This window comes from Paraburkholderia bengalensis (genome assembly GCF_037126505.1).
In the GTDB taxonomy this organism is placed as follows: Bacteria; Pseudomonadota; Gammaproteobacteria; order Burkholderiales; family Burkholderiaceae; genus Paraburkholderia; species Paraburkholderia bengalensis.
The window spans coordinates 110,956-137,740 of the sequence record NZ_JACFYJ010000002.1; the positions used below are offsets into that span (position 1 = coordinate 110,956).

Consider the following 26,785-nt stretch of genomic DNA (forward strand, 5'->3'; position numbering starts at 1 on the left):
AACGGCCTCGGCCAATATGGGACCTCTGACCGACCAGCGATCGGAAGAAAAGCGCGTGAGGCCAGAATTGTCTGGTGCGCGTGCCCGGAGTCGAGCTACAGGTCAACCGACCTGCCCTCAGGATTTCCAACGTGATCTTACGGACGGAAGTAAATGCTCCATCATCATTAGGTGGCTGGAAAGAAACGATTCCGTTACTTAACCCCCGAGGTCAATCCACCTCAACGGATCGGAGAACTCCGGATTTGTCCACGCCGTGAGCAAAGAGGCAAACGCCAGACGTAAAACGAAGCGCGGGCGGTGAGTGCGCCAACACTCACCGCCCGCTGACCACCACCAACTCACAGCAGGAGTTGACTACGGCTGATGCCAATCTTAAAGCACGTCCATCTGTCACGGAGCGATTCGTGACCATCCAGCATTCACAGCGCTACCGGTGCAACTGGCGAAGCCGCACGGTTCCGCCGCGACGTCAGACAAGCGTGAGCGTGACGTCGATGTTGCCGCGCGTTGCCTTCGAGTACGGACAGGTCTGGTGCGCTCGGTCGACCAGTTGCTGCGCGACGTCGCGCGGCAGGCCGGGCAGGCTCACGTTCAGACGTGCCTGAATGAAGTAGGCGCCATCCGTGGTGCCGAGATCGATTTCGGCATCGACAGCCGTTTCGGCTGGCAGCGAGACGTTCAGCGCACGCGCCGCACCGCCCATCGCGCCGATGAAGCACGCCGACCAGCCCGCCGCGAACAGTTGCTCGGGGTTCGTGCCCGCGCCCGCGCCGCCCGGCGTCGACAGTGCGATGTCGAGACGGCCATCCGAGCTGCGCGCCGCGCCTTCCCGACCACCCGTCGTGTGAACCTTGCCTGTGTACAGCACCTTGTCGATCCGCGTCATGATGCGTTGCTCCCGTTGGGTTGATGAGGTCAATCGATGTGCGTATTGGAGCGCGCGGATGTATCTCGCATGTGTCGGGTACGGGCGGTTTTGTATGCACGTGTATCGATGCGCGGCGCGCCGATACATGGCGGTACAGAGCAGGCATCGTCGGGCGATTCGTCGGCGTGCCGGAATGTTCGATGTATGGACAGCATGATCGGTGTCGCCCGCAGCAGTTGCCGTTCATCTCGATGTCGTTCTACAGCGCGCCGTTCGTCGATCGACTCGACGGCGCGGATGTCTCGTGGATCGTCGGGCTCGCCGTCACGCTCCGAACGTGCCGGCGCGCATGATCCTGCCGTCGGATGCGACGCATGCCGTGCAGGTCAACGATGCCGTGCCGCAGTAAGCGGCGGGCATCGTCTCTCATTCCGCCGTGCTCGCGCTTTACGCGTTGCCCTCGGCGGATCTCTTCCTGAACGCCGCTTCGCCCGCGTCCGACACCTCGACCCACTTCCGGTCCGGCGGCGCGTCGTCGATGTAGCTGTCGTGCCAGTTCCACCATTTGTAGGTCGGCGTCTGCGGATAGCCTTCGGGCGAATCTTCCCAGACTTCCTGCCGTCCTAGCGGCGTGATGTCGAGATAGTTCCAGGTGCCGCCCATCTGCTCGTCGCCGCGATTGTTGAGGAAGTAGGTGCGAAACACGCGGTCGCCGTCGCGGAAGAACACGTTGGTGCCGTGCCATTCGCCGACGCCGAAGTCGGCATCGAAGCTGTCCGTGATCGTGAACCACGGTATCTGCCAGCCCATGCGTGCCTTCAGATCGGCAATGGCCGCTTGCGGCGCGCGCGACACGAACACGAGCGTGGTGTCGCGTGCGTTGAGATGCGAGACGTGTGCGACCTGATCGGCCACCATCGAGCAGCCGCGGCACGCGTGCTCCGGCCAGCCGAACACGCCAGGCTCGAAGAACGCGCGATAGACGATCAGCTGCCGCCTTCCGTCGAACAGACCGGTCAGATCGACCTTGCCGGTCGGGCCGTCGAATGCGTAGTCTTTTTCGACGGCCATCCACGGCATGCGGCGGCGCTCGGCGGCAAGCGCGTCGCGGGCGCGCGTGTGGGCCTTCTCCTTGACGAGCAACTGCTCGCGCGCGGCTTCCCATTCCTGCTGCGATACGACGGGTGGCGTCTGCATGGCGCCGTTCTTGTCTGATGTACTCATGGCTCGTGCGTCCTCCTGATTCGGGCAGGTTGCCGCGCTTCATGGCGAAAACGCGGCGCTATTCGCTGTTCATCGTTCGATGTTCGCGCGATGTTTGCGCTGAGACAGTCTGGACCTGGAAAGCGAAGCCGGGGAGTAACAAGTATGGCGGCATTGAGCTTCGGGAGATGTGCGGGCGACCCGATCCGGGCGCCCTTGCACAGTTGGCCTTGCTCGGGCCGCGTCGCTGACGCGGCCTGGTTCGGGCGGCCTCGTTCGGGCGGCCCGATTCGCATGCTCCCGTTCAGGCGCTCTGCGAGCAGGTCTTGATGAACCGGCGCGCATTCATCGCCCGGCAATATGTGAGGAAGCGTCCGCCGAACACGCCCGCCACGATGCCCGACACGGCTGCACCGATCAGCACGTACGTTCCCAGCGCGGCGACATCCGTCGCGGTCGCCATTTCGACGCCGAGCCAGAATTTGGCCGCGAAGGTAGCGACGATCAGCACCAGCGGCACGACGGAGCCGGGCGTCATCACGGTATGGCTGACGGGATCGACGATGAAGCGGCTGCGGCTCGCGATGAACACGCCGCCTGAGATACCCACGAGCGCGCCGACGATCCACACGATCACGGAAGACCATCCCGACAGCGGATCGGTGATCAGATGCAATATGCCCCAGCCCGCGAAGATGACAGGGACGATGGCCAGTCTGGACAGCGTCGCCGTGCCGCTGTTCAACGCCTTGAACCCGCGCGAGAGCAGGATGACGAGAAGCACCCACACCCAGATGGGGGTGCCTTGAATGATAGTTGCGATCGACATGATGCCCTCCTTCTGAGCCGTTTTTCCTCGATGTGATGACGTACTGCCGGATGACCAGCATCGTACGCAGCGGGAATTAGCGAAGAATGAGGGCGGCCTTCGGCGGCCTTCGGCGGCCTTTGGCGCCGTCCTGCGTTCGGTCAGGGCAGCGGGAGCGACGGCGCGATGACGCGATGACGCGCTCACGCGTCATTCGTCGCCGGGATCGATGGGCGGCCGAGCCGGGCTTCACGCGGCGTCGTGAAGCACTCGACGTTGTTGGAGAAGACGAATTGCCGCTAGCACCGCTGGATTTGCGGACATCGCGCGAAACTGCGCTTCATCGCGTCGAGCAAATGGATCTGCTCGCTTTCGACCTCGACGTTCGCCGCCTGTGCTGCGATGGATGCCAGACCGCGTGAGCGCGAGCGCGGCGCGGCGCGGCGCGGCGCTTTCACGCGTATCAACCACCGCCCGCGCATCGCCGCTCATCCCACGAGCAGCGATTGCCCGCCGTCGATCCAGACGGGCGTCCCCGTGATGAATCGCGCGCGCTCCGAGACGAGAAAGGCCACCATTTCGGCGATGTCGTCGCCCGTGCCGGCCTTTCCATCCGTGAGCGGGATCTTTCCTTCCGGATAGTCGGCGGGCTCCGAGGCTTCGCCCCCCCGAGCGGGCATTCGTGTTTTCGTCGATGCTCGATTCGATTTTCCCGGGACACACCACATTGACGCGAATCTTGTGCTTCGCGAGTTCGAGCGCGACCATCTGTCCGAGCGCGAGCAGGCCGCCTTTGGTCGTCGAATAGGCGGATGCGCCACCGTGGCTGAACACCCGCGTGCCATTGATCGACGAAATGATGATGATCGAGCCCCGACCTGCGCGCTTCAGATGCGGCACCGTGTAGTGCAGCGTCAGATAGGTGCCGCGCAGATTCGTGTTCAGCGTGTTGTCCCATTCGTCGGGCTGCAGTTCGTCGATTGGCGCCCAGACGCCGTTGATGCCCGCATTGGCCACGACGATGTCGAGCTGGCCGAACATCGCGATACCGCCTTCGATAGCGGCCTTGAAGCCCTTGTCGTCGCGCAGGTCGGCCGTGATGCCGAACGCCTCGCCGCCCCCTTGTTCGATTGCCTCGACCGTGGCATGGGTTTCGTCTTCCTTGTGCGCGTGGACGATCACGCGCGCGCCGTCGGCGGCCAGCCTGAGCGCGCACGCCTTGCCGATGCCCGAGCCCGCGCCCGTGACGAGCGCGACTTTTTCCTGCAGATCCATTCGCTTCTCCCTGTCCGCGTTCGATCAACCGCCGCCGATGCCCTGGAGCACCTTTCCGGTGCCGTTGCAAACGCTACAGCGCTGGCCTTCGACGCTGCCCTTCCCATGACAGGCGGGACATAGATCCTCGCCGACTCCGGGGGCGTCAGGCGGACCTTCGTCGCCGGGATTGAGTGGGGTGTCGTCGGGTTGCATGTCGGCCTCCGTATTCCGAACCAGTCGTTGGAGAGGCGCAAGTGGCATTCCCGCCAGGTGTGCCCGTCAGGCGCGGACAGGTGATAGCTGGGGAATTGGCGGGGGACGCCGATTCGCAGGCGTCCGCGCTAGGCGACCTCGTTCCGGTGCGCGTGCCGGGCAAAAAACCTGCGGCAACACATGAAGGAAACGGGGCGCAAGCAGAAGGCAAGAAAGGGCAAGAAGGCTGTGCTCGAGTGCGGCGTCAGTTGGCCATCGCCTCGCGTTCGAGTTCGCCGAGCGGCATGTGCCGCACATCGCGGCCTTTGACGACGAACACGACGAACTCGGCGATGTTCTTCGCGTGATCGCCGATCCGTTCGAGCGCTTTCGCGATAAACAGATATTCGATCGCGACCGACACCGTTCGCGGTGTCTCGCTCATCTGCATGACGAGCTTGCGAACCGACGCGCGGAACACTTCGTCGATGGCCTGATCGTCGCGCACGAGTTTTGCCGCGGCGACGGCATCCATCCGCGCAAACGCGTCGAGCACGCCGTGCAGGATCGACGACGCCAGTTCGCCGCAACTCTTCAGCTCGACGAGAGGAATGGCGGCCGTCTGGCCGTTTTCATCGATGCGGCGCAAGCGCTTGGAAATCTTGCGCGCTTCGTCGCCCATACGTTCGAGATTGGTCACGCATTTGGACATGGCCATCAGCAGGCGCAGGTCGCGCGCGGCAGGCTGGCGGCGCGCGATGACGCGATGGATTTCCTCGTCGATCCGGATTTCGAGCGCATTGAGGTCGCGTTCGCTCGCGCGGATCTCTTCGAACAGCGTTGGGTCGTAGTCGCTCAGCAGCGTCAGACAGCGCGCAATCTGCAATTCGACGCGGCCGCCCATTTCGAGCAGTTCAGTCGACAGCGCGGTGAGCGCGGCCTCGAATTGACTCGACAGATGCTTGTTGGACATGGTGCCCTCCCTGGGCCGTCAAGACCCGATGACGAAGGTGCCGTCGCGCGTCGAAACGAACTGGACACACAAATGGGACGCGCGAGGGAAACCGTATATACCGTTTTATGGTAACGATGCAAAATGACGCGCGCAAGGCATTCTGTGCGCTTGTGCGATTTTGTGTTGTTTTTCGGGCGAGCGGAGTGGGTAGATGCTGCGAAGGGCGTGACGCGAGCAAAGCAGAGGCCAGGCGAACCGGGACACGTGAAGTCGCGAGCGGAATGTGGGTTCGCGAGGGTAGTTGGATTCGCAAGCGTCGCGCGCGTGGTGCTTGCTGCGCGCGTTGCGCTTGCCGTTGCCGCGGCAAGATGTGCGGATGCGCGGCGCGGCCGGCAAAGACTACATGGCCGTATCGCCGCCTAGAGAGGGCGAAATGGTGCTGTCGCGCGTCGGATCGTCCGCCCGTTCGTCGGGCGCGCGGGCCTCATCGACACGGGCGGGTGCTCGCGATGGCACGTCTCTATGGAGCCGTTGACAAGGCATTGCTGAAACGCGTCGGCGTCTTCTTTTCTGGCGAAGGTGTACGCCGTCTGTTCGACCTGAATTTCGGTGTCCGACTTGCGGATCGTGGTGATCGTCATGGCTGGCTCCCGTGAGCAAAACGCAATCGACAATCGGCGCGCAAGCAGCGTTCCCGCGATGCCGTCGCGCAGAACAGGCGCGTCTGGACGGCGCCGGGCGGGCTTTGCAGATCGCGCCCAGCTGCCGTGCAGCCCGCTTTGATCCCGCCGATAGCTCGCGGCTATAGCGGCCCACCGCCTTGCCGCCATCGCGCCGACGCCGCGACAGTGCCGGCAGCGCCCATCCCCGGAACAAACGCAGGCACTGACGTACCATGCTGGAGCGATCCTTTTCATGTCCTTTGGCCCGTGGCGCGCATCATGTACGACACGTTTCTGCTGGCATTGCGCAATACGCTCAGCGCTTTCCGCGCGGAGCTGTCGTGGCGCACGCTCGCCGCGCGCGTGCGGCGCTGTTCGGAAGCGGTGCTCGCAACGTTGGTCGCCGTGTGTGTGAGCCGCTTTTTCGGCCTGCCGGAAATATGGTGGGCCGCGATCTGCGCGTTTTCGCTGACGGGCCTCGCGCTGGGCGCCGCGCTCGATCTCGGCGTGCAGCAGATCATCGGCACGTTCGGCGGGACCGTGATCGGGCTGCTGCTGTCGCGCTTGGCCGCACATGACGTTGCCGTGTTCGTGCTGACGATGGCGTGCCTGTCGGCGGCCGGGCTCTACCTGGCGACGAAACGCTCGGCGGGCTACATGTGGATTCTGTCGACGGCGCTCGCCATTTACATCGTGGCGACGACGCATGCCCAACCCGCCGCCGACCTGCGCGGCGTCGCGCAGGCGCTCTGGATCAATGCGCTGATCGGCACCACGGCCTATCTCGGCGTGACCTTGGTGGTCGCGGCGGCGATGCTGCTATGCAACGCGCGCAGGCCGGCTGCCGAAGCCGGCCATCCCCGCTTCGCGCATGCGCTGACGGACCGCACGCTGGGCCGTCTGCCGCATACGACGATCGGCGCGGTCACGTTGTCGATGCTCGCGTATCTCGCATGGCGCTATCCCGTGGAAGGGTTCGCGCAGGCCATGACGACGGCCATCGTCGTGCTGATGGTGCCCGTGGACGCACAAGGCACGTGGTCGCCGTACGGCGTCGTGCAGCGGATGTGTCATCGGCTGCTCGGCTGCGCGCTGGGCTGTGCCGTCGTGCTCGCTGTGCTGCCGCTGACGGCGGGCAGTCTCGTCGACTGTCTGCTCGCGGTGTGCGTGTTCGTGTGGCTCGCGTGCTTTCTGCGCTTTGGGCACTCGGACATCAGCTATGTCGGTACGCAGTTCGGCGCGGTCGTCATCCTGTCGTTCGTTCACGACCGCGTGTGGCTCAGCGACGATGCAGGCGTTGCCTATCGCCGGCTGGTGGGGATCGCGGCGGGAAATGTCGCGCTCGCCGCTGTGTTCGTGCTGGTGATGGCAGCGTGCGCCGTGTGGGCGCGCAACCGGACGGCGAAGCAAACCGGCAAGCAGACCCCATAGCGCCGGCGCGGCGACGGGTTGCGGGCACCGTGATCGCGCGATGGCGCGGCGCATCGCCTATGCTTGTCTGGCTCGCGGCAGCCGTGCGCAATGCCCGTTCGCCGCACGCCGGAAAGCGCGCGCAATGATCCACCCCATGAGGAGCAGACAATGGATGACGTGGATGTGCTCGTCGTCGACGCGGGCCCGGTCGGCCTGCTGCTCGGCACCGAACTGATGCGCGACGGCATCGCCGTCAGCGTGATCGACAAGATGCCGTCGCGAGGTTTCTTCTGCAAGGCGCTCGGCATCACGCCGCGCACGCTGGAGATTTTCGACGACCTGGGCATCGTTGACCGCGCAATCGACGCAGGCCTCTGGCTGACGGGCGTGCAGACGTGGGTCGATGCGGCGAAGGTTCCGGCGCGCAGCATGTGCATGCCGGAAGCGGTCTGCCGTACGGCTCGCTGTCGCTCGCGCAAAACGAAACGGAGCGGCTGCTCGAAACGGCGTTCGCGGAGCATGGCGGGCGCGTGACGTACGGCACCGCGCTAGAGCGTTTCGTCGAGACGGACGGCGGCATCGAAGCGCGTTTGACCGGGCCGCAGGGCGAGACGCATGCGGTGCGATGCCGATGGCTCGTCGGCTGTGACGGCGCGCACAGCGCGGTGCGCACTGCGCTGGGGCTCGCGTTCGAAGGCGGGCAATATCCGCAGACCTTTGCGCTCGTCGACGTCGACGTGGATTGGGCGTATCCGCGCGGGCCGATGTACCGCTTCGAATGGACGGATGCGGCGCGCGCGAAATCGAGCGTGGCAGCCGTGCCGGTGCGCGGCTCGCAGCGGCGCTACCGGCTGTCGATGATCGTGCCCGACGAGCAGGCTTCGTCGCTTGCGGGCGTTGCCGCGCCGGACTTCGACACGATGCGCGCGCTGCTGCTGCCGTCGCTGCCGCCAGACACGCGCTTGTCGTCGATGCGATGGTCGTCCGTGTACCGCGCAGTCATCGCATCGCGTCGGCTTACGGACGCGGCCGCGCGTTCATTGCCGGCGACGCCGCGCACATCCATCCGCCCGTAGGCGGGCAGGGCATGAACACGGGGCTGCAGGACGCGCACAACCTCGCGTGGAAGCTCGCCTATGTGGCGCGCGGCGTCGCAGGTCCGGCGCTGCTCGACAGCTATTCGGCGGAGCGGCATCCCGTGGGCGTCGACGTGGTGCACTCGACGAGTGCGGCGCTCAATGCCGTGCTCGCCCGCGAGGGCGCCAATCCGGCGATGCGCGACACGCAGTTGCTGATCACGTATCGCGGCAGCGCGATCGTCGACGACATGTGCGCCGACGCCGACCCCGCGTTGCCCGCGCCCGGCGATCGTCTGCCGGATGCGTGCGGGCTGTCGCAACACTTCGTCGGGCATCCGCGGCGGCTGCACGAATACATCGGCCGTGGGCGGCACACGCTGATCGGCTATATCGACGCGGCGGGGCCGCAATACGACGCGTTCGTCAACGCGTGCCGCACGCTCGACGCGACGCTGCCGGAGGAGGCCGCATCGGCTGTGCTCGTCGCGGCGCCGGGGTTGCGACGTGCCAGACGACGAACGGATGACCGTGCTAACCGACACGTCGGGCGAATTCGCCGTGGCGTATCGGCCGGCGGGCGGCGCGGCGTGGATCGTGCGGCCCGATGGACATATCGGCTGGCGCAGCCGTGGCTGTGCGGGGGAAGCGGTGAGCGGCTGGCTGGAGCGGCTGCGGAAGACGGGCGGCCCGGCGCGATAGCTGCGCGAGCGCGTACCGCAAGCGCGAAATCGTACTCGCCGTCGACGAACGTGCGGGCAGGCGGCGGCGACGATTTAACCGTTAATTAGAAAGATTCTGGAGTCGTTGCCCCGCTGCAACATGGCATGTCTGACATGTGCGCTGCGCCGCGCGGGTGGAACTCGCCGTCCCTGCGCATAGGCGAAAGAAAGCCGCCGGCGTGCTGCCGGCGGCGTCATGGGTCAGGCAAGTTGAATCGATGGAGAGAGCGCCCGATCAGCCTTCAGGCGCGACCGATGCGCCCGCGACCCCGTGCCGCGCGAGCGCGTCGGCGACGAAGCCCGTCGCTTTCATCTCTTCGACGAATGCATGCAGCGCGTCGGCGGCCGCCTGTCCGCGGCTTTTGGGCGTGCCCATCGCCTGCTGGATCACCATGAAGCGTTCGTCGAGCAGGCGAAGGCCCGTCATGTTCTTCGTGTCGGCCTCGAGTTGCTGCTTGACGCCCGCCGCCACTTCGAGATTCTGCTCGAGAAAGGTCTGCACCACGGCGGGCGAAGTCGGCGCGCGGACGATCTGCGCGGACCGCAGCTCGCGCGTGAGGAACAGGTCATACGCGCTGCCTTTGCCGACGGCGACGCGGTTGTGCGGCTGATCGACATCGGCGTTCGTCCTGACGGGCGACTCGTTGCGCACGAGATAAAAGCCTTCGATCAGCACGTACGGCGCCGTGAACGCGATCTTCTCGCCGCGCACGGGATCGACGGCGAAAAAGCCGAAATCCGCTCGCTCTTCGTTGATCGCTTCGACCGATTTCCCGGCCGCATCGAATACCACCAGTTCCAGTTCGACGCCGAGCCGTTGCGCGAAGGCGCGCGCGAGATCGATGGATACGCCGACCGGCTCGCCGGTGCCGGGGTGCCGGTTGGCGAGAATCGGATTGCCGAGATTGATCGATGCGCGCACCTTGCCCGCGGGCGTGAAGGCGGCGACGACGGAGGGATCGAAGGTCATGGCTGCTCTCGTTGCGACCGCGCCTTTGGGCGGCGGTCTGGGTTCAGAAATATGACTGACAGGCAACAGTAACCGTGCGTCGGACGACTCGCGTGCAAGCGTACGCGGCGCATGTATTTGAGGCAAGGATCGACACAAAAGTCACGTTGAACCTCATTGTTGTCCCAAGGCGCGCGCACTGCCGCGTCGAATATCGCTTGGCACAGCCATCAAGCGACGCTCAGGCGGCCAACTGTGACCGCCATATGACGCATCGCATTCCTGACAAAAACATCATCGGCGGATCATGTTGGCGATTCCTGCGCGAGCCAAACTGGCGTCGAAGTCAATCACGACATCGACCGCAAAGGAGGTTCAAATGAACACGCGAAGTTGGATCTGCATGGGCCTGTTCAGCGCGTTGCTGGCGCCACTGGGCTACGCGTATGCGAACGAAGGCCCCATCCTGCACGATCACGGCTATGGCGGCACGCGCAACACGACCGTCGAGTCGGGTCCGGCACCGGCGGCCGCGGTCAACGCACCGCCTGTCGTCAAGCGCGCGCCGCAGGGCAAAACCCGGGCCGAAGTGCGCCAGGAACTCATTCAGGCATACAGGGACGGTCTGATACCCATGACGGAAGCCGACTATCCGCCGAGCAGGCAGACCATCGAGCGCAACAAGGCGCGCTTTGCCGCGTCCGAACGCTATTACAAATAATCCGCAACACCCGCGTTTGCCTCTCGCGGCAGCGCAAAGCGCCTTTTTCAAATGGATGGAGTCGCACATGAAAACATGCTTCACGCTCGCACTGACGTCGGCGGTACTGTTGTCTTCCGCCGTGCATGCGCAAGGTCTCACGCGCGCAGAAGTGCATCAGCAGCTCATCGACGCGCAGGCCAAAGGCTCGCGTTACGTCACGGAGACTTCGTATCCCGAGGTTCATCCGGCTTTTGCGCAGAAGGTCAAAGCCGACGCCAGGACGCAACCGGCGCAAAGCGGCGAAGGCGGCGTGCCGACAGGCACGCAACAGTCGGGCGCCATGCCGCATGGCAATCCGATGCCTGACGGCAATCCGCATTGCGTCGGGCCAGTGACCTTCTGCAATATCTACGCGGGATCGTGATGCTGTGCGGCGAACACGGCGCAGCCGACGCTCACGCGCGAACGCGCCTGAATGTCAGCACAAACGCCGTGCGCACGCCCGGCTCGCTCGTCACGCTGCACGCGCCGTCGTGTTCGTCCATGATCGAGCGGACGATGGCGAGCCCGAGGCCCGTTCCCGATGCCGGTTCATGACGTGCGGGATCGACGCGATAAAAGCGGTCGAAGATTCGTTCGAGATGCTCGGCGGCAATACCCGCGCCAGAATCGATGACGGCCACTTCCGCCGCGCCGTCACGCTCCGTGCATTGCACGACGACTTCGCTGCCTGCGGGCGCGTGAACGAGCGCATTCGAAATCAGATTGCTCAACGCGCGCTGCACGAGCAGCCGGTTGCCTTCGAAGCGCGCGTCGTTCACGACGCGTATGCCGACATCTTTTTCGCTGGCGAGCGACTCGTAATATCCGGCGATCCGCTCGGCCTCTTCGCGAGCATGCAGGCGCTGAAATGCCAGACGATGCGCGCGCTTTTCGGATCTGGCGAGAAACAGCATGTCGTCGATCATTCGCGAGAGGCGCTGCGTCTCGTCGATGCCCGACTCGATCACTGAGCGGTATTCGTGTGCTTCGCGCGGCCTCGACAGCGCCACTTGCGACTCCGCGAGCATGTTGGTCAGCGGCGTGCGCATGTCGTGAGCGAGATCGGACGAGAAACGCGACAACTGGACGAACGATTCATCGAGACGTTGCAGCATCCGGTTGAACGCCTGGTTCAGCGCGAGTATTTCCCCCGACATCGAAATGTCCGGCAACGGCTGAACCAGTTTGCTGCACGACACCTGGTCGGCCCGCTCGGCAAGCAGCTTCAACGGCCGCAGGCCGAGCTTTGCGAGCCAATACGCGCCCACGGCGGAAACAAGTGCACCGAGCAGCGTGACGAGCACGACATTGAACGCATAGACGCGTAGCAATGCGCGTTCGCGGCTGCCGTCGTACTGAACCACGGCGAAAACGGCCCCGGCTTGCGACGCCGCTCCCGCGAGCGGCATCCATGCGCCCACATAGCGGATCACGCCGTTATTCATGTCGAGCGTGTGTGGCGCTCTGCCGCGCTTGTCGATGCGCAGACCCTCGCGGTCCACGAAGCGGTCTTTGATGCGGTCTTTGAAGCGTTCCATGAAGCGGTCTACGAAGCGGCCTACGAAGCGGTCAGAGCGCACCAGCTCCTGCCCATTCGCGGCGTAGAGCGCGATCTCCATGTTTTCGTGCCCGTGAAACGGATCGAACCAGACGGGACGATGTGCGGCGACGTCCGCGTGGCTGTTCAGCGTGGCGAGGCGCGCGCGGGTGGCCGCGAGTGTGCGCGCGATGTCTTCCGTCGCGTCGGCTTGCAGGTTTTGCCCGAGCACCGCGTACAGATACAAACCGTTGATCGTGAGTAACGCCGTGCTGGCCAGCGCGAACAGCACGGCAAGGCGCACACTGAGCGTGCGCGGCAAAAGACGCTGAACGGGCAGGTTCAATCGCGGGCCTCCAGCACGTAACCCATGCCGCGAACCGTGTGGATCAGTTTGAGCGGGTAGATGTCGTCGACCTTCGCGCGGACTCGCCTGACGGCGGAATCGACGATGTTGGTGTCGCTGCTGAAATTGATGTCCCACACCTGCGAAGCGATGATCGAACGGGGCAGCACTTCGCCCGCTCGCCGCATCAGCAGCCACAGTAATGAAAATTCCTTGGATGTGAGGACGATTGTGTTGCCCTGGCGCGTCGCCTTGCGTCTCATCAGATCGAGTTCGAGATCGGCGACTTTCAGGAATGCAGGGTCGCGGCCTTTGCCTCTGCGCAAAATGGTGCGAATACGCGCGAGCAATTCGTCGAAATCGAACGGCTTGGCCATGTAGTCGTCGGCGCCCATTTCGAGCCCCATGATCTTGTCGGCGATATCGTCGCGCGCGGTGAGCATCAGCACGGGCGTGGCATGTGTTTGCCTCAGCGTAGCCAGTAATGACCAGCCGTCAAGTGCGGGAAGCATGACATCGAGCACGATCAGATCATAGGCACACGCGGTGGCCTGACGAAGTCCTGCCGCGCCGTCGCGAACCCAGTCTGTCGAAAAGCCCGCTTCAGCAAGGCCTTTTTGCAAATGGCTGCCCGTTTTGGTTTCGTCTTCGACAATCAATATTCTCATTTCAGCTCTTTTCGTACAGTGAATGATGCGGCATGCGTATATGACGAAGATCTCATTTGGCCGTCATGCAAACGCACCCGTTCATCGCTACATTGATTTATCGAAGGGCCGGTGCACGCCGATGAGTGCGGCATCGACTCGATCAGAAGCCTGTGAATCCGCCTGCACGCGGAAAACAGAAAGAAGGCGGCGAATGCCAATCGCTCGAATAGACATCGGTCGCGCAGCACGGTTCCGTAGCTGCGGATGCAAACCTGACGGGAGTATTCAATGAACAGAACGAAGCATATGTTGCTGCGGAACATGGCGTGGGCGAGAGAATCCGCGCAAAGTAATCCGGCTTTTTTCGCGGGTCTCGCACGGGGGCAGAGTCCGAATGCGTTGTGGATCGGCTGTTCCGATAGCCGCGTGCCCGCCGAGATCGTGACGAACTGCTCGCCGGGCGAACTGTTCGTTCATCGCAACATCGCCAACCTCTTCTCGACCGACGACGACAACACGATGAGCGTGCTCGAGTATGCGGTTCAGGTGCTGAAGGTGGACGACATCATCGTCTGCGGGCATTACGGATGCGGCGGCGTGAAGGCATCGCTGCTGCCGCCGCCCGCGGACCTGCCGCATGTGGCGCGGCGTATCGCGCGTATGCGCTCGCGCGCGAGCGCGCTGGACGGCTGCGCCAGCAGCGACGATCAGGTCGACCGGCTCGCCGAGCTGAATGTGATCGCGCAGGCGAAGGCGATCCGCGCGACGTCCATCGTTCGCAACGCGCCGCACGCGCCCGCCGTGCATGGCTGGATCTTCGGACTGCACGACGGCCACATCAAGGTGCTGGCCGCGGGCGAGCGTCATGCGACGCACGGCGCATCGCATAGCGCGTCGAGCCAGCGCGACGCGGCGCCCGTTCTGCAGCAGCATCGCGCGGAGGCAATGGCCGGTTGAGCCGCGGCAAAAGGCTCAGGCTCACGTCAAAAGGCTCACGTCAAAAGCGCTAGAACACTTACGCCTGGAGACTTAAGCCAAAAGCGGCACCCGAAGCACCTCGTCTCCTACCTTTGGAATTCCACACTCATGAATCTACGCGAACAGCTTGCATCGTTTCCGCGCGACATGTTTGCCGGCACCGTCGTCTTTCTCGTTGCGCTTCCGTTGTGTCTGGGCATCGCCAATGCGTCGGGCGTCGATCCGTTTGCGGGTCTGCTCTCCGGCATCATCGGCGGACTCGTCGTGGCTTTGCTGAGCGGCTCGCATCTGAGCGTCAGCGGACCCGCCGCCGGGCTCGTGGTGATCGTCGTCGACGGCATTGCGAAGCTCGGCAGTTTTCCTTCGTTCCTGATGGCCGTCCTGCTTGCGGGCGTGATCCAGTTCGGCTTCGGCATGCTCAAGGCGGGGCGCTTCGCTTCGTATGTGCCGTCGTCCGTCATCAAGGGCATGCTGGCGGCCATCGGCCTGTTGCTGATCATCAAGCAGATGCCGCTCGCGGCCGGGCTCGCCAACGGCGGCGCGACGGCGCCCGCTCTCGCGGCTGGCACGGTCGACACGCCCTTCGGCGCGATGTCCGTAGCGGCCTGTTTGATCGCGATCGTGTCGCTCGGCATTCTCGCCTGCTGGGAGACGCGGGCCGCGCGCCGCTTCGCGCTGGTGCGCTATATGCCCGCGCCGCTTGCCGTCGTCGTGTTCGGCATCGCCGTCACGCTGCTGCTGGACTTCGCAGCGCCCGGTTTTGCGCCGCCGTCCGAGCATCGCGTGTCGCTGCCTTCGCTGGCTTCACTCGCAGCACTGGACGCGGCGTTCAACTGGCCCGACCTCGCGCACCTCGCGAATCCCGATGTCTGGCGTCTGGCGATGACGCTCGCCATCGTCGCCAGTCTCGAAACCCTGCTCAGTCTCGAAGCCGTCGAGCAGCTCGATCCGAAGAAGCGCCCCGTGCAGCCGGATCGCGAGCTGAAGGCGCAGGGGATCGGCAACATGGTGGCGGGCGCGATCGGCGCGCTGCCGATCACGTCGGTGATCGTGCGCAGCTCGGCCAATGTCAACGCGGGCGCACAAAGCCGCTGGTCGGCCGTCGTGCATGGCGTGCTGCTGCTCGTGAGCGTGTTTGCGTTGACGGCGGTGATCAACCTGATTCCGCTTGCGTGTCTCGCCGCGATCCTGATCTTCACGGGATTCAAGCTCGCGAAGCCTTCGATGTTCGCCGACGCCGCAAAACAGGGGCTCGCGCGCTTTGCGCCGTTCATCGTGACGATTGCGGGCGTGCTGTTGACGGATCTTTTGATGGGCATCGTGATGGGCATCGCGTGCAGCGTGGCGCTTGCCGTCTACGCGCACATGCAGCGGCCGATCACAATGGCGCAGCACGACGATCACTATCTGCTGTCGTTTCGCAAGGACGTGTCGTTTCTCGCGAAGGTCAGCCTGAAAGCGCATCTGAAGGCGATTCCGGACGGAGCCGTTGTGATACTCGACGGCTGCCGCGCGGATTTCATCGATCCCGACGTGCGCGAACTGATCGACGAGTTTGTGAAGGCAGCGCCCGGGCGCGGGATTCATGTCGAATGCCGGCAGCTCGCGGCGGCGGTGCCGGAGCCGGACAAGGATGCGGCGTTCGGAATGCGACTGCGCCGGCAATGACGCACGAACGCCGACGCGCGGTTATTCCGGCCTGCCCGCTTTGGCCGTCCGCTCGTCGCGTCCTATGCCCAGGCGCCGGCTCAGCCTGCTCAGCGTCAATCCGTTACAGACGAGGTTGAGCAGCACGAAGCCCGTCGCCATCGTCGCGGCGAAGTGACGCGTGCCCGACGGCAACGCCGCGTTGCGCGCGATGCAGATCGCGAGCGTCAGCGTGACGGGGCCGCGCACGCCGCCCCACGCGATCAGAAACCGGTGCGCGCGCGGCAGCGGCTTGCAGATACCGAGCCGGCTCAACAGCGGGAGGCAGAGCGTCAGGATGCAAAGCCGGCTCGCGATGGCCGCAGCAAGCGCGAGGCAAAGCGTGATGGCGTCGAGCGCATTGAGATCGTCGAGCATGCCGGGCACATGCGCGGAAGCGAGCAGAAACACGGCGGCTGCCGCCAGCGCCGCCTGGTTCTGCCACAGGTGCCTGAAGAGCGTGAGGTGCGAGGCGGCCCAGCGCGATTGCATCAGGCGGTTTGCCACCAGACCTGCGCAGACGGCCGCCGCTACGCCCGATACGTGCAGCCAGTGCTCCGCCGCGGGATAAATCAGGTTGGGCACCGCTAGCGACAGCGTGTACGCGGAAAAGGGCGCACTGTGCAGCGCCCCGGACAAGGCCACGAACGCTGCGCCGACGATGCTCCCCAATGCGCAACCGCCCGCGAGCGAAAGCAGGAAATGCCCGAGCGGATGCTCGCCCGCCGCGCCCGAAGGTGGCGTGAGTGACAGTGCGCCGATCAGCAGCGTCGAAATGGCAATCGCTGCTGCGTCATTGAAGAGACTTTCTCCTTCGATAAGACGTATCAGACGGTCGGGTACGCCGCTGCCCTGGAATAGCGAAATCACCGTGGAAGGATCGGTGGTGCTGACGATGGCGCCGAGCAACAGGCAGACGACGAGGCGCTGCCCGCTCATCAGGTACGCCATGAGTCCGACGCCCGCCGTCGCTGCCAGCACCGCGCCGATGGCGAGCACGAGGATGGGAGCGAGGTCGGCGAGAAAGCCTTTAGTGTCGACTTCCATCGCGGCCTGGAAGAGTATCGACGGCAGGAAGATCCATAGATACGCCTCTGGCGGCAGCGCGGGCGTCAGAAACGATGTGATGCTGGCTGCCGTGAATTGCGGCGCGACATGCTCCAGCATCCAGTAGACGATGCCGAGCAATACGCCTGCGCCTGTCAGCGCGAACGAATCGGGCAGACGCAAGCGCTGCGCCAACGCATGACACAGCGCGATGATGAGCAGCAGGCTGCCGGCGCGGGTCGGCAGTTCGATGGCGAATTCCAAGGGAAGTACTCCAGCGGCGACGAAGGGACGACACACCGGGCGCGCCCCAATGCATTGCGGGAAGGCGTGTTTGACGATGAGGCGGCGACCTTAGCCTGGAAGCGGGATCATCGCCTTGATAATGGGCAACGCGTCGCGTGCATGGCGTCAAGCGGCTCGGACAGTCCGGACGGCTCAGACCGCGAGCCTGCTGCGCGTGCGCAGGATATAGCCGACGCCGCGCAGCGTCAGTATCTCCGCGGACGACGTGAGCAGGCGCTTGCGCAAACGGTGGATATACAGATCGATCACATCGGTATTGGGCTCTTCTTCGAGCGAATAGACGCTGTTGATCAACGCTGCCTTGGATACCGTCCGGCCTTGCCGCAGCATCAGCGTTTCGAGCACCGCGTGTTCGCGGCGTCGCAGGCCGAGGGCCGCGCCGTTGTGCAGGAACTCGCGCGTCGCGGGGACGTAGCGCAGATCGCCGCAGACGAGCGCCGTCGACATGTCGGTCAGCTTGCGCCGGATCAGCGCCTTCACACGGGCAAGAAGTTCGCGCGAGTCGAATGGCTTCACGACAAACTCGTCGGCGCCCGCCGAAAAGCAGAACAGCTTGTCTTCAATCGATTCATGCTCGGTGAGCATCAGCACGGGCACGTTGTCGCGGCGCCGGCGTATGCGCGCGAGCACGTCCACGCCGCTCATGCGGGGCAAGCGGAAATCGAGCAGAACGGCAACGTAGTGCTGCGTCGCCATGATGGCTTCCGCACTTTCGCCGTCGTGCACGATATCGACGACGAAGTTCTCTTCCTGCAGCAGCGCCCCGATGCTTTGCGCTTGCGCCGCGTTGGACTCCACGATCAATAGCTTCATGTCGCACCTCTTGGCAACCGGCCCGCGATCTAGAAACGATGCTGCAACCCCGCCGTGACACCCGCCTGCGTGTCCGCCGCGCCCACCAGGTCGCGTGACAGGCTGACCGCCCGGCCGTTCTTCGCCATCGCGTATCCGCCGGACAGATAGACGAGCGTGCGCTTGGACAAGGCGTACTGCGCACGCAGCGAAAGGAGCGTCGGGTCGGCATGGGTTGCATCCTTGATATCCTGGCGATAGACGGCTCCATGCAGCGAGAACGACGGTGTCAGCTCGACGATGCCGCCGAGCCAGATCATGTCGCTGCGCAGCGCCGGCTCGGATGTCCTGAACGTGCGCCGGTAGTGGCGGTAGCCCGCCATCGCTTTCGCGCCGCCAAAGTCGTAGCTGATGCCGGCGTGAATCATCTGAAGCGCGTCGGTCGGGTCGGCGGGCGAGACGCTGTCGCCCGCGCCGTTCTGCCGGTCGAACGTGACCACGGCGGCCAGCTTGCCGAGTTCGTAACCCAGCCCGACGTCGTATTTCGAGGCCGTTTTCAGGCCGCCCGGCACGTTGCCGAAGCCATAGAGCAAGCCGAGCGTGAAGCCGGCGAATTTGCCGTCGTAGCGCACGGCATTCGCCGAGCGCGCGAACAGGATGTCTCGCCGCCCGCCGCTCGCTGTCGAGGCAATCGCCCACGAATAATTGGGCGCATAACCCATCGGATCGAACGGCAGCATGTAGTCGAACGTGACCGTGAACGTGCGGCCGAAGATCAACTGACCGAACCGGTTTTTCAGGCCCACGGTGGCGCGCCGTTCGAACAGCGCGCCCGGCCCGTCGTCGAACTGCCCGTTCCCGATGTTGATGCCGCTTTCCAGCTGGAAGATCGCCTTCATCCCGCCGCCCACATCTTCGACGCCGCGCAGCCCCCAGCGGGCTGTGTTCTTCGCACCCGACATGAACCGCAGCGCGTTGCCGCCCGCTGCGGCGTGGGTCACATACTCGATGCCGGCGTCGACGATGCCATACAGCGTCACGCTCGACTGCGCGCGCGCCGCCTGCGCGAATCCGACGCACGTCAGCGCGCACGACACGCTGATGGACGTGCGCGCAATCCTCGATCTCATGGTGGTGTCTCCCTGTTTGCTTTATCGACGGCACAGGCGCGCGATGCGCTGCCTCGTCAGTTCGCATGCGCGAACACCCAGCAGTCGTGGGAAGGGAATTCGAGCCAGTGCCTGCCTGCCGGGCGCGGTGTCTGGCCGAATGCGCGCAGCCGCAACTCGCCGCAATGGAACAGGTATTCCCAGCGGTCGCCCAGATACAGCGATGCGACGAGGTCAGCGGCAATGCGGTTGCTGCCGGGGCCGTCGGCGACGCGCAGCCGCTCGGCGCGGATCACCGCTTGCGCGGGCTGACCTGCCTGCAGCGGCTCGCGTGCGTGCGCCTGGAGTTGCCAACCCTCCCCCGCGAGCGTGACGCGCGCGCCGTCCACTGCGGCGACGCGCGCACGGAAGCGGTTGTTGCTGCCCATGAACTCGGCCGCGTAGAGCGAGCGCGGCGCGCCATAGAGATCGGCGGGCGTGCCTGACTGTTCGATGCAGCCGTTGCGCAGCAGCAGGATGCGATCGGACATCGCCATCGCCTCCGTCTGGTCGTGCGTGACGCACAGCGCGGACAGCCCGAGCGACACGATCAGCTCGCGCAGCCACGCGCGCGCTTCCTCGCGCAGCTTGGCGTCGAGATTCGACAAAGGCTCGTCGAGCAGAATGACGGGCGGGTTGTAGACGAGCGCGCGCGCAATCGCCACGCGCTGCTGCTGCCCGCCCGACAGTTGGTACGGGTAACGTGCCGCGAGATGACCGAGGCCGAGCTGATCGAGCGCTTCCTGCACGCGCCGCTTTTGCGCGGCGGCGTCGACCCGGCGCAGCTTCAGGCCATAGCCGACGTTGTCGGCGACCGTGCGATGCGGCCACAGCGCATACGACTGGAACACGAGGCCGAGCGAGCGTTGCTCGACGGGAAGATCCACGGCGGCGCGGTCGTCGAAGAACAGTTGATCGTCGAGCTGGATGCGGCCCGACGATGGTTGCTCGAGCCCGGCGACGGCACGCAACAGCGTGGTCTTGCCGCTGCCGGATGCGCCGAGCAGGCAGACCACTTCGCCCGCGTTCAGTTCGAACGACACGCCGTTCAGAATCGGGTTGCTCCCATAGCTGAGGAACAGATTGTCGACGACGAGCTTATCCATGAAGCTTCACTCCGAAACGCAGCGCGACGGCGAGCCCCGCGCCGACCATGGCGATGTTGATGACGGACAGCGCAGCGACCTGATCGACGGCGCCCGTCGCCCACAGCGACACCAGCAGCGCGCCGATCACTTCCGTGCCGGGCGAGAGCAGATAGACAGCCGTCGAATACTCGCGCTCGAAGATCATGAAGATCAGCAGCCACGCGGCGAGCAGGCCGAACCGCACGAGCGGCAACGTGATGTCGAGGCTCACGCGGGAACGCGTGCCACCCGCGCTGCGTCCCGCTTCTTCGAGTTCGGGGCCGACTTGCAGCAGCGCGCTCTGGATCAGGCGCATGCCGTACGCGAGCCACACGACCGTGTACGCGATCCAGATGCTCCACATCGAGTTCTTCAACTCTTTCAGTCCGGGCACGAACAGGAAGATCCACAGGAACGCGAGACCCGCGAGCAGTCCAGGCACCGCGCGCGGCAGCAGCACGATGTAGTCGATCACGCGCGTCGCCCAGTCGTGGCGGCGATGTCCGGCGAACGCGACGAGCGAATAGAAGCCGACGGCGAGCGCACCGCCCAGCACGCCGATGCCGAGCGTGTTGACGATCGCGCGCACCAGGTTGTCGTGCTCGAACAGTTGCGTGAAGTTGGCGAAGGTCAGCACGTCGGCAAGTTCGACGCCTTCGCCCCACGACGTCACGAACGCGCGCAACACGATCCCCGACAGCGGCACGGCGACAGTCAGAAACAGCCAGAGCCCGACGACGGCAAGCGCGACCCAGCGCCAGGTGCCCAGCGGCAGGGCCCTTTGCCGCGCACCTTTGCCCTTGACCGTCACGAAGCGGTTCGCGCTCTTTAGCAGATGACGCTGCAACAGCACGAGCGGAAAAGTGATCGCGACGATGCAGACCGCGACGGCCGCCATCAGGTGATACGACGGAACGCCGAGCTTGTTGGTGAGCTTGTACAGATACGTCGCGAGCACCAGATGACCTTCGGGGTCGCCGAGCACGAGCGGCAGGCCGAACACCTCGAAGCCGAGAAAGAACACCAGCACGCCGGCGAACAGCAGCGCGGGCATCGTCATCGGCAGGCTGATGCCGAGCGCGACGCGAAACGGCCTGGCGCCTGCGACGCGCGCGGCTTCTTCGACATCGGAGGCGAGGCTGCGCAGCGCCGCCGACGAATACAGGTACACGTGCGGCACATGCGTGAGCCCGACGATCACGGTGATCGCGAAGATCGAGTACACGGTCCACGGCGCGTCGGCCGTGCCGAACAGTGCCTTCCACCACACCGAATAAAAACCGGCTGGCCCGGCGGCGACCACGTAGCCGAACGCGAGCACCATTGGCGAGACGAACACGGGCATCAGCAGCAGCGGTTCGAGCCAGCGTCGGCCGGGCAGGTCGGTGCGCACCATCAGGAAGGCGAGCACGCCGCCCAGCGGAATGGAGATGAACAGCATGCCGCTCGCGATCAGAAACGAGTTCTTCACGGCCGACCAGAAGTCGGGGTCACTGAAGACGAACGCGAAGCTGCTGGTGCCCACAACGCGCTTCGCATCGAAGAACGGCGCATTCAGCGCGCTCTGGAACAGGATGAACCCGAGCGGCAGCACGACGGCCAGCGTCAGCACAGCGATGACGAGCCAGCGCAGCACACCCGCGAGCGGGCGCAAGCCGCGTGTCGCGAGCGCCGGCACCGGCGCCGCGGAAAGCGCGCCTACGGGCATGTCGCGGCGTGCGGGGGCGGCGGTTGAAGGCATGAGTGTCCTCCTGCGGCGTGATTCGCCGCATCGAGCAATACGTGATGGATGGAAAGGGCGCTGCGGGTCAGACGCGGGCTAGCGCCGGACTGCCCGTTGCCATTGCTTCAGGAATTCGAGGCGCTTGGCCTGGTCGAGGTAGACCAGCAAGCCAGCGCCGACCGGAATGGGTTTCAGCGAATCGCCGAGTTGTTTCGACAGGCGTGCCATCGATGTCTCGCCGTCGACGTCGGCGCGAATCGAGAACAGGTCAGCCCGATTGGCGAGCAGCGTCTGGCCGCGCTTTGACAGCAGATAGTCGACCCAGAGCTTCGCGGCATTCGGATGCGCCGCGTTCTTTGAGATCGTCACAAGGCGGCTGACGACTTGCGTGTAATCCTTCGGATAGACATAGCCGATGGACGGATCTTTCTTAGCCTTGGCAAACGCGTATGAGCCGAGGATGTTGTAGCCGATCAGGTTCTCGCCCGACGAGATCCGCTCCATCATTGCGCCCGTACTTGTCTGAAGCTTTGGCTTTGTCTCGCCGATTGTTTTGACGAGTTCCCAGGTGACTTGCGGATTCACTCGGACATCTTGCGTCAGGTAATTGAAGCCGGTGCCCGATTTTTCGATGTCGTAAGTCGTGACCTTGCCCCGGTACTGATCGGCGCGCGCCCGCAGCAGCCGGATCAGGTCCGCGCGCGTTTGCGGCACATCGCCCGCTGCTACGAGCCGCTTGTTGTAGACGATCGCGAGCGGCTCATACGTCGTGCCGTAAGCCTGCTGCTGGTATTGCGCCCACTGCGGCAGATGGGCGGTTTCGGGTGATTCGTACGTGAGCATCAGGCCGTCGTTGACGAGCTTGACCTGGAGGTCCATTGCGGAACTCCACAACACGTCCGCGCTCTTACTGTTGGCCGCGCGTTCACTGATGTAGCGGTTGTACAGTTCCGTACTGTTCATGTCGTGGTATTCGATCTCCACGCCGTACAGTGCTTCGAAGTCCTTGATGAGTGGCCGCACGGGCGCGGTATCGGTGGCCGAGTAGACGATCAGCTTGCGCTCTTTTTTCGCGCCGTCTATCACCGCCTGATAGCCGCCCGGATAACCGGATGGAACCTGTGCCGACGCGTAGCCGGCTGAAAGAAGAATGGATAAGGCAATGCAATGCAGGACGGTCCGCACGTCTTCCTCCGCGTCGAATGTTTTGTGTTGCGAAGTTTAAGTAGTGCGTGCTTTCTGATCGCTTTCATTTTTAAAGAAAATCAAGGCGCCATCGCCGACAAGTCTTGAATAACAGAGGTTCCCACCATGCGTGTTCTGCTCGTCGAAGACAGTCCCATCCTTTCCCGCTCGCTCACTGATGCGCTCACCAGCGCGCGCCTCACCGTCGACTGCATGTGCGACGGCGAAGCCGCCGATCACGTGCTGCGCACGCAGGACTACGCGCTCGTCATTCTCGATCTGAATTTGCCCAAACTCGACGGCCTCGAAGTGTTGCGGCGGCTGCGCGCGCGCCGCAACGCGGTGCCCGTGCTGATCCTGTCGGCGCAAGGTTCCGTCGAAGACCGCGTGCGCGGCCTCGAGCTCGGCGCCGACGATTACCTCGCCAAGCCATTTGAGCTGACGGAACTCGAGGCGCGTGCGCGGGCATTGATCCGCCGCAGCCACGGGCACGGTCCTTCGCGGGTGCAATGCGGCTCGCTGGTGTACGACAGTATCGATCGCGGCTTCAGCCTGGACGCGACGCCGCTGCCGCTCACGCCGCGCGAGCGCGCGGTGCTCGAAGTGCTGATCCTGCGCAACGGCCGCGCGATCAACAAGGAGACGCTGTCGGAGAAAATCTTCGGGCTCGACGAGTCCGTCAGCCCAGAGGCGATTGAAATCTACGTGCACCGCCTGCGCAAGAAGATCGAGCACAGTGATGTGGCCATCGTCACGCTGCGCGGCCTCGGTTATCTGCTGGAGGCAAAGCCGCAATGAAACGTCGCAGCCTGCGGATGCAGGTATCGATATGGCTGCTCGGGCCGCTGCTCGCACTGCTCGCGCTCGATGCGTGCCTGACCTACCAGCGCGCCATGGACGCGGCCAACGCCGCATTCGACCGCACGCTCGGCTTCTCGTTGAAGTCGATCCGCGAGGGCATTCGCCTGCGCAACGGCGACATCGAAGTGGACCTGCCGTATCTGTCGCTGGACATGTTCGAATCGAACACGGGCGGCAAGATCTATTACGTGGTCCGCGACGAAAGCGGCCGCGCGATCACCGGTTATGCCGATCTGCCGCTGCCCGCGAAGCGGCTCGCCGAACCGTATCAGACGCGCTTCTACAACTCGACGTTTCGTGGCCAGCCATTGCGGATGGCGGCACTGCGGCTGCCTGTGCACGATGTGCCGAACGCGCAGACGCGCGTCGTGCAGGTGATGGTCGGCGAAACGCCCGATGCGCGCGAAGCGCTCGCGCGCGAGATCCTGTCGGGCTCGCTGTTGCAGGAGGGATTGCTGGTGGTGCTGGCGCTCGGCATCGTGCGGCTCGGCGTCGAGCGCGGCTTGCTGCCGCTCAGACGCTTGTCCGCGAAGGTGGCTGCACGCTCGGACGACGATCCCACGCCGCTCGACAAAGAGGGGCTGCCATGCGAGGTGGCGCCTCTCGTCGAATCGATCAATCAGTACATCGGCCGCACGCAGCGGATGCTGATATCGCGCCGGCGCTTTTTCGCGGATGCCGCGCATCAGCTGAAGACGCCGCTTGCCGTGATACAGGCGGAGTCCGAACTGGCGATGCGCGACGACGCGCCCGCGCCGGCCGGCACGCGCGAGTGCCGCGACGTGCACTTGCGCCGCCTGAACCGGGCGGTGAGGCAGGCGGCGCGGATCGTGCAGCAATTGATGTCGTTGTCGCGCTTCGATGCGGACAGCGGTCATGCCGTGCAGCTGGTTGTCGTGCCACTGCACGCGATCGCCCGCGACGCGGCGCTCGACTGGTCGCCCGTGGCGCGCTCGCGCGGCATCGATTTGGGCTTCGAGCAGGCGGCACGCGTGGACGTGGTCGGGCAGGCGCATTTGCTGACGGAACTGGTCGGCAATCTGATCGACAACGCGATTCGCTACGCAGGCGACGCGTCGGTGATCACCGTGCGGGTTGCATCGCACGACACGCGGCCGGTGCTCGAAGTGATCGACGACGGCCCCGGCATTGCCGCCGACGAACGCGAAGCCGTGTTCGAACGCTTCTATCGAAGCAGCGCGACGCAGACTGTCGAAGGGAGCGGGCTTGGGCTGTCGATCGTTCGGGAGATCGTGCGCGTGCACGACGCGCGAATCAGTCTGCTCGATGCGCCCGGCGGCGGGTTGATCGCGCGGGTGACGTTTCCACCCGCGAAGCGCGAGCGATGAGTGGTTTGTTCTGCGGGCGCATCACGATGCACGAATTCGCGCATACCGGGTCCGGAAGCCGGCGCATTTCTCACGCCTGTCAGCCACTGTCAGGGTGCCCCGCAATGAAGCTCGTGAATGCGTCATAAGGTTGACTCAATATGGCACCGTCGATCATCAGGCCGAAGGTGTCGTTCCCGCTGTCGAGTTCGTAGTACATCACCGATTGAATGTTCTTCGCCTTCCTGGCCACGAAGTAGTTGGCGAACTTCGTGCTGATATAGCTTGCGCGATACGCTGCTGACTGTTCGGGCCCTGTGTTCCATTCGGTGAGCAGGAACGGCACGCCGTAATGAGCCTGGCAATACGCAGGCAGGTCGAAGCCCGGGCCCGATCCATCCGAGCCGAGGTTGAAGATGTCGCCGTAGACCTCGAAGTTATGCCATGTCGTCATGTCCCAACGTACCGTCGGATGGCCGCTGCTTCCATCCGGCTGCGTGCCGTTCCACAACGCGTCGGATGCGCCGATGTCGGCCACAGTGAAATTGACGCCGCATCTCGCGGCTGGTTGCGCGGACTTCACGCCATCGATCATTCCGCGAATGAGGCCGCGCATGACGGGCCAGTTGGTGTTGTTGAAATCCACGGCCTTGGTGCCGGCATTGGTGGGGTCGAGAATGATGTCGCCTGCCCGTGTCAATTCGTTGCCGCACTCGTACATCGTCACGCCGTAGGGGCCAAGCGCCGTGGCGACCGTTGCCGCGCAGGACCGCCCGCGCTCGTACGCGATCGATTCGCTGGCGAACATGACGCGATTGCTGTCGTAGATGCTGAGATCGATAAGCACGAACAAGGTCAGTCCTGCCGCCTGGAATGCCTGAGCGAGTTTCACGACGGCGCTCAGTTGCGGCGGGTCGTCGGTGCAGCCGAGCCGATAGGTCGAGCAGCCCAGGGCTTTCACGATCGCGACGACCTGGGCGGGCGTGTAGCGATAATCGTAGTGTCCGTTGATTCCGTAAAAGGTACCCGCAGTTGCTGCAGTGACGATGCGCGGGTTGCTCGTCGCAGCGCTCGGGGCGGAGCCACTGCCGCCGCCGCATCCGCCCAGCACATAGCTGCCCCCGAGCGCCGTCAGGCAGCCGAGAATCTGACGTCTTTTGAGCATGTGATTGCTCCCCGCCGGCGCCCGGCAACAGGTTGCGAAGACGAGCGGCGGAA

The 26,785-nt window shown here is 64.5% G+C and carries 24 protein-coding genes and 4 pseudogenes; 11 read left to right on the plus strand and 17 right to left on the minus strand.

Features of this window, described 5'->3' with window-relative positions; genetic code table 11:
• Positions 1-472: 472 nt before the first annotated feature.
• Positions 473-889: an organic hydroperoxide resistance protein gene (locus H3V53_RS02075; RefSeq protein ID WP_336596491.1), complete on the minus strand. Its 417-nt coding sequence runs from the start codon at positions 887-889 to the stop codon at positions 473-475.
• Between the two features lie 182 nt (positions 890-1,071).
• Here H3V53_RS02075 and H3V53_RS02080 point away from each other — a divergent pair, with 182 nt between their 5' ends.
• Complete coding sequence (locus H3V53_RS02080) at positions 1,072-1,224, plus strand: hypothetical protein (protein ID WP_336596492.1); 153 nt, start codon at positions 1,072-1,074, stop codon at positions 1,222-1,224.
• 94 nt (positions 1,225-1,318) lie between these two features.
• Here H3V53_RS02080 and H3V53_RS02085 read toward each other — a convergent pair whose 3' ends face one another.
• The 6 genes and pseudogenes from H3V53_RS02085 to H3V53_RS02110 all read right to left on the minus strand — a co-directional run bounded on the left by H3V53_RS02085 (position 1,319) and on the right by H3V53_RS02110 (position 5,927).
• Positions 1,319-2,095, minus strand: a complete 777-nt coding sequence (locus H3V53_RS02085; RefSeq protein WP_336596493.1) for a DUF899 domain-containing protein — start codon at positions 2,093-2,095, stop codon at positions 1,319-1,321.
• A gap of 283 nt (positions 2,096-2,378) precedes the next feature.
• Complete coding sequence (locus tag H3V53_RS02090) at positions 2,379-2,903, minus strand: DUF6622 family protein (protein WP_336596494.1); 525 nt, start codon at positions 2,901-2,903, stop codon at positions 2,379-2,381.
• Between the two features lie 281 nt (positions 2,904-3,184).
• Positions 3,185-3,268, minus strand: a pseudogene (locus H3V53_RS02095) (AsnC family transcriptional regulator); the annotation flags it as partial.
• A 301-nt stretch (positions 3,269-3,569) separates the two neighbouring features.
• Positions 3,570-4,157, minus strand: a pseudogene (locus H3V53_RS02100) (SDR family oxidoreductase); the annotation flags it as partial.
• 439 nt (positions 4,158-4,596) lie between these two features.
• A complete protein-coding gene (gene phoU / locus H3V53_RS02105; RefSeq protein WP_336596495.1) occupies positions 4,597-5,304 on the minus strand; it encodes a phosphate signaling complex protein PhoU in 708 nt (235 codons plus the stop codon).
• A gap of 381 nt (positions 5,305-5,685) precedes the next feature.
• A pseudogene (locus H3V53_RS02110) lies at positions 5,686-5,927 on the minus strand (hypothetical protein).
• 300 nt (positions 5,928-6,227) lie between these two features.
• Here H3V53_RS02110 and H3V53_RS02115 point away from each other — a divergent pair.
• From H3V53_RS02115 to H3V53_RS02130, 4 genes are all read left to right on the plus strand, one after another.
• A complete protein-coding gene (locus tag H3V53_RS02115; protein WP_336596496.1) occupies positions 6,228-7,379 on the plus strand; it encodes an FUSC family protein in 1,152 nt (383 codons plus the stop codon).
• Between the two features lie 150 nt (positions 7,380-7,529).
• Positions 7,530-7,895, plus strand: a complete 366-nt coding sequence (locus H3V53_RS02120) for an FAD-dependent monooxygenase (protein WP_336596497.1) — start codon at positions 7,530-7,532, stop codon at positions 7,893-7,895.
• Positions 7,793-8,437, plus strand: coding sequence for an FAD-dependent monooxygenase (locus H3V53_RS02125; RefSeq protein ID WP_336596498.1), 645 nt, complete (start codon positions 7,793-7,795; stop codon positions 8,435-8,437). Before H3V53_RS02120 ends, H3V53_RS02125 begins: the two co-directional genes overlap by 103 nt.
• A complete protein-coding gene (locus H3V53_RS02130) occupies positions 8,338-9,228 on the plus strand; it encodes an FAD-dependent monooxygenase (protein ID WP_336596499.1) in 891 nt (296 codons plus the stop codon). Before H3V53_RS02125 ends, H3V53_RS02130 begins: the two co-directional genes overlap by 100 nt.
• Before the next feature lie 166 nt (positions 9,229-9,394).
• Here the strand turns inward: H3V53_RS02130 and H3V53_RS02135 are convergent, their stop codons facing one another.
• Entirely contained in the window at positions 9,395-10,129 is a 735-nt protein-coding gene (locus tag H3V53_RS02135) for an ABC transporter substrate-binding protein (RefSeq protein WP_336596500.1), read from the minus strand.
• A gap of 358 nt (positions 10,130-10,487) precedes the next feature.
• Here H3V53_RS02135 and H3V53_RS02140 point away from each other — a divergent pair, with 358 nt between their 5' ends.
• Entirely contained in the window at positions 10,488-10,829 is a 342-nt protein-coding gene (locus H3V53_RS02140; protein WP_336596501.1) for a DUF4148 domain-containing protein, read from the plus strand.
• A 67-nt stretch (positions 10,830-10,896) separates the two neighbouring features.
• Positions 10,897-11,235 carry a DUF4148 domain-containing protein gene (locus H3V53_RS02145; RefSeq protein ID WP_336596502.1) on the plus strand — a complete coding sequence of 113 codons (339 nt, stop codon included), beginning with the start codon at positions 10,897-10,899 and terminating at the stop codon, positions 11,233-11,235.
• A gap of 31 nt (positions 11,236-11,266) precedes the next feature.
• Here the strand turns inward: H3V53_RS02145 and H3V53_RS02150 are convergent, their stop codons facing one another.
• Both H3V53_RS02150 and H3V53_RS02155 read right to left on the minus strand, forming a co-directional pair.
• On the minus strand, positions 11,267-12,736 hold the full coding sequence (locus tag H3V53_RS02150; protein ID WP_336596503.1) for a heavy metal sensor histidine kinase: 1,470 nt from the start codon (positions 12,734-12,736) through the stop codon (positions 11,267-11,269).
• The gene (locus H3V53_RS02155; RefSeq protein ID WP_336596504.1) at positions 12,733-13,404 is read right to left on the minus strand and encodes a heavy metal response regulator transcription factor; all 672 of its coding nucleotides are present in this window, start codon (positions 13,402-13,404) and stop codon (positions 12,733-12,735) included. Before H3V53_RS02155 ends, H3V53_RS02150 begins: the two co-directional genes overlap by 4 nt.
• A 270-nt stretch (positions 13,405-13,674) precedes the next feature.
• Here H3V53_RS02155 and H3V53_RS02160 point away from each other — a divergent pair, with 270 nt between their 5' ends.
• Both H3V53_RS02160 and H3V53_RS02165 read left to right on the plus strand, forming a co-directional pair.
• Positions 13,675-14,343: a carbonic anhydrase gene (locus H3V53_RS02160; RefSeq protein WP_336596505.1), complete on the plus strand. Its 669-nt coding sequence runs from the start codon at positions 13,675-13,677 to the stop codon at positions 14,341-14,343.
• 129 nt (positions 14,344-14,472) lie between these two features.
• Positions 14,473-16,032 (plus strand): SulP family inorganic anion transporter, encoded by a 1,560-nt coding sequence (locus H3V53_RS02165; RefSeq protein ID WP_336596506.1) that lies wholly within the window; start codon positions 14,473-14,475, stop codon positions 16,030-16,032.
• Positions 16,033-16,053: 21 nt separating this feature from the next.
• Here H3V53_RS02165 and H3V53_RS02170 read toward each other — a convergent pair whose 3' ends face one another.
• From H3V53_RS02170 to H3V53_RS02195, 6 genes are all read right to left on the minus strand, one after another.
• The gene (locus H3V53_RS02170) at positions 16,054-17,361 is read right to left on the minus strand and encodes a cation:proton antiporter (protein ID WP_336596507.1); all 1,308 of its coding nucleotides are present in this window, start codon (positions 17,359-17,361) and stop codon (positions 16,054-16,056) included.
• A gap of 174 nt (positions 17,362-17,535) precedes the next feature.
• Entirely contained in the window at positions 17,536-18,216 is a 681-nt protein-coding gene (locus H3V53_RS02175) for a response regulator transcription factor (RefSeq protein WP_336596508.1), read from the minus strand.
• 29 nt (positions 18,217-18,245) lie between these two features.
• Positions 18,246-19,325: a porin gene (locus H3V53_RS02180; protein ID WP_336596509.1), complete on the minus strand. Its 1,080-nt coding sequence runs from the start codon at positions 19,323-19,325 to the stop codon at positions 18,246-18,248.
• Between the two features lie 56 nt (positions 19,326-19,381).
• The gene (locus H3V53_RS02185; RefSeq protein WP_336596510.1) at positions 19,382-20,449 is read right to left on the minus strand and encodes an ABC transporter ATP-binding protein; all 1,068 of its coding nucleotides are present in this window, start codon (positions 20,447-20,449) and stop codon (positions 19,382-19,384) included.
• A complete protein-coding gene (locus H3V53_RS02190; protein ID WP_336596600.1) occupies positions 20,442-22,178 on the minus strand; it encodes an ABC transporter permease in 1,737 nt (578 codons plus the stop codon). Before H3V53_RS02190 ends, H3V53_RS02185 begins: the two co-directional genes overlap by 8 nt.
• 111 nt (positions 22,179-22,289) lie before the next feature.
• Complete coding sequence (locus H3V53_RS02195; protein ID WP_419539398.1) at positions 22,290-23,378, minus strand: ABC transporter substrate-binding protein; 1,089 nt, start codon at positions 23,376-23,378, stop codon at positions 22,290-22,292.
• 126 nt (positions 23,379-23,504) lie between these two features.
• Here H3V53_RS02195 and H3V53_RS02200 point away from each other — a divergent pair, with 126 nt between their 5' ends.
• Together H3V53_RS02200 and H3V53_RS02205 are read left to right on the plus strand one after the other, a co-directional pair.
• Positions 23,505-24,176 (plus strand): response regulator, encoded by a 672-nt coding sequence (locus H3V53_RS02200; protein WP_336596511.1) that lies wholly within the window; start codon positions 23,505-23,507, stop codon positions 24,174-24,176.
• On the plus strand, positions 24,173-25,588 hold the full coding sequence (locus H3V53_RS02205) for a sensor histidine kinase (RefSeq protein ID WP_336596512.1): 1,416 nt from the start codon (positions 24,173-24,175) through the stop codon (positions 25,586-25,588). Before H3V53_RS02200 ends, H3V53_RS02205 begins: the two co-directional genes overlap by 4 nt.
• Before the next feature lie 79 nt (positions 25,589-25,667).
• On the opposite strand, the pseudogene H3V53_RS02210 reads toward H3V53_RS02205, so the two are convergent.
• Positions 25,668-26,627, minus strand: a pseudogene (locus H3V53_RS02210) (hypothetical protein); the annotation flags it as partial.
• Positions 26,628-26,785 lie beyond the last annotated feature (158 nt).

Excerpts from the sequence above, each read along its gene's own strand:
- H3V53_RS02140 (WP_336596501.1), top strand. The coding sequence starts at position 10,488 with ATGAACACGCGAAGTTGGATCTGCATGGGCCTGTTCAGCGCGTTGCTG.
- H3V53_RS02175 (WP_336596508.1), bottom strand. The coding sequence starts at position 18,216 with ATGAAGCTATTGATCGTGGAGTCCAACGCGGCGCAAGCGCAAAGCATC.
- H3V53_RS02165 (WP_336596506.1), top strand. The coding sequence starts at position 14,473 with ATGAATCTACGCGAACAGCTTGCATCGTTTCCGCGCGACATGTTTGCC.
- H3V53_RS02080 (WP_336596492.1), top strand. The coding sequence starts at position 1,072 with ATGTATGGACAGCATGATCGGTGTCGCCCGCAGCAGTTGCCGTTCATC.
- H3V53_RS02145 (WP_336596502.1), top strand. The coding sequence starts at position 10,897 with ATGAAAACATGCTTCACGCTCGCACTGACGTCGGCGGTACTGTTGTCT.
- H3V53_RS02085 (WP_336596493.1), bottom strand. The coding sequence starts at position 2,095 with ATGAGTACATCAGACAAGAACGGCGCCATGCAGACGCCACCCGTCGTA.
- H3V53_RS02160 (WP_336596505.1), top strand. The coding sequence starts at position 13,675 with ATGAACAGAACGAAGCATATGTTGCTGCGGAACATGGCGTGGGCGAGA.
- H3V53_RS02115 (WP_336596496.1), top strand. The coding sequence starts at position 6,228 with ATGTACGACACGTTTCTGCTGGCATTGCGCAATACGCTCAGCGCTTTC.
- H3V53_RS02090 (WP_336596494.1), bottom strand. The coding sequence starts at position 2,903 with ATGTCGATCGCAACTATCATTCAAGGCACCCCCATCTGGGTGTGGGTG.
- H3V53_RS02185 (WP_336596510.1), bottom strand. The coding sequence starts at position 20,449 with ATGGATAAGCTCGTCGTCGACAATCTGTTCCTCAGCTATGGGAGCAAC.
- H3V53_RS02200 (WP_336596511.1), top strand. The coding sequence starts at position 23,505 with ATGCGTGTTCTGCTCGTCGAAGACAGTCCCATCCTTTCCCGCTCGCTC.
- H3V53_RS02120 (WP_336596497.1), top strand. The coding sequence starts at position 7,530 with ATGGATGACGTGGATGTGCTCGTCGTCGACGCGGGCCCGGTCGGCCTG.
- H3V53_RS02130 (WP_336596499.1), top strand. The coding sequence starts at position 8,338 with ATGGTCGTCCGTGTACCGCGCAGTCATCGCATCGCGTCGGCTTACGGA.
- H3V53_RS02075 (WP_336596491.1), bottom strand. The coding sequence starts at position 889 with ATGACGCGGATCGACAAGGTGCTGTACACAGGCAAGGTTCACACGACG.
- H3V53_RS02155 (WP_336596504.1), bottom strand. The coding sequence starts at position 13,404 with ATGAGAATATTGATTGTCGAAGACGAAACCAAAACGGGCAGCCATTTG.
- H3V53_RS02135 (WP_336596500.1), bottom strand. The coding sequence starts at position 10,129 with ATGACCTTCGATCCCTCCGTCGTCGCCGCCTTCACGCCCGCGGGCAAG.
- H3V53_RS02205 (WP_336596512.1), top strand. The coding sequence starts at position 24,173 with ATGAAACGTCGCAGCCTGCGGATGCAGGTATCGATATGGCTGCTCGGG.
- H3V53_RS02190 (WP_336596600.1), bottom strand. The coding sequence starts at position 22,178 with ATGCCCGTAGGCGCGCTTTCCGCGGCGCCGGTGCCGGCGCTCGCGACA.
- H3V53_RS02180 (WP_336596509.1), bottom strand. The coding sequence starts at position 19,325 with ATGAGATCGAGGATTGCGCGCACGTCCATCAGCGTGTCGTGCGCGCTG.
- phoU (WP_336596495.1), bottom strand. The coding sequence starts at position 5,304 with ATGTCCAACAAGCATCTGTCGAGTCAATTCGAGGCCGCGCTCACCGCG.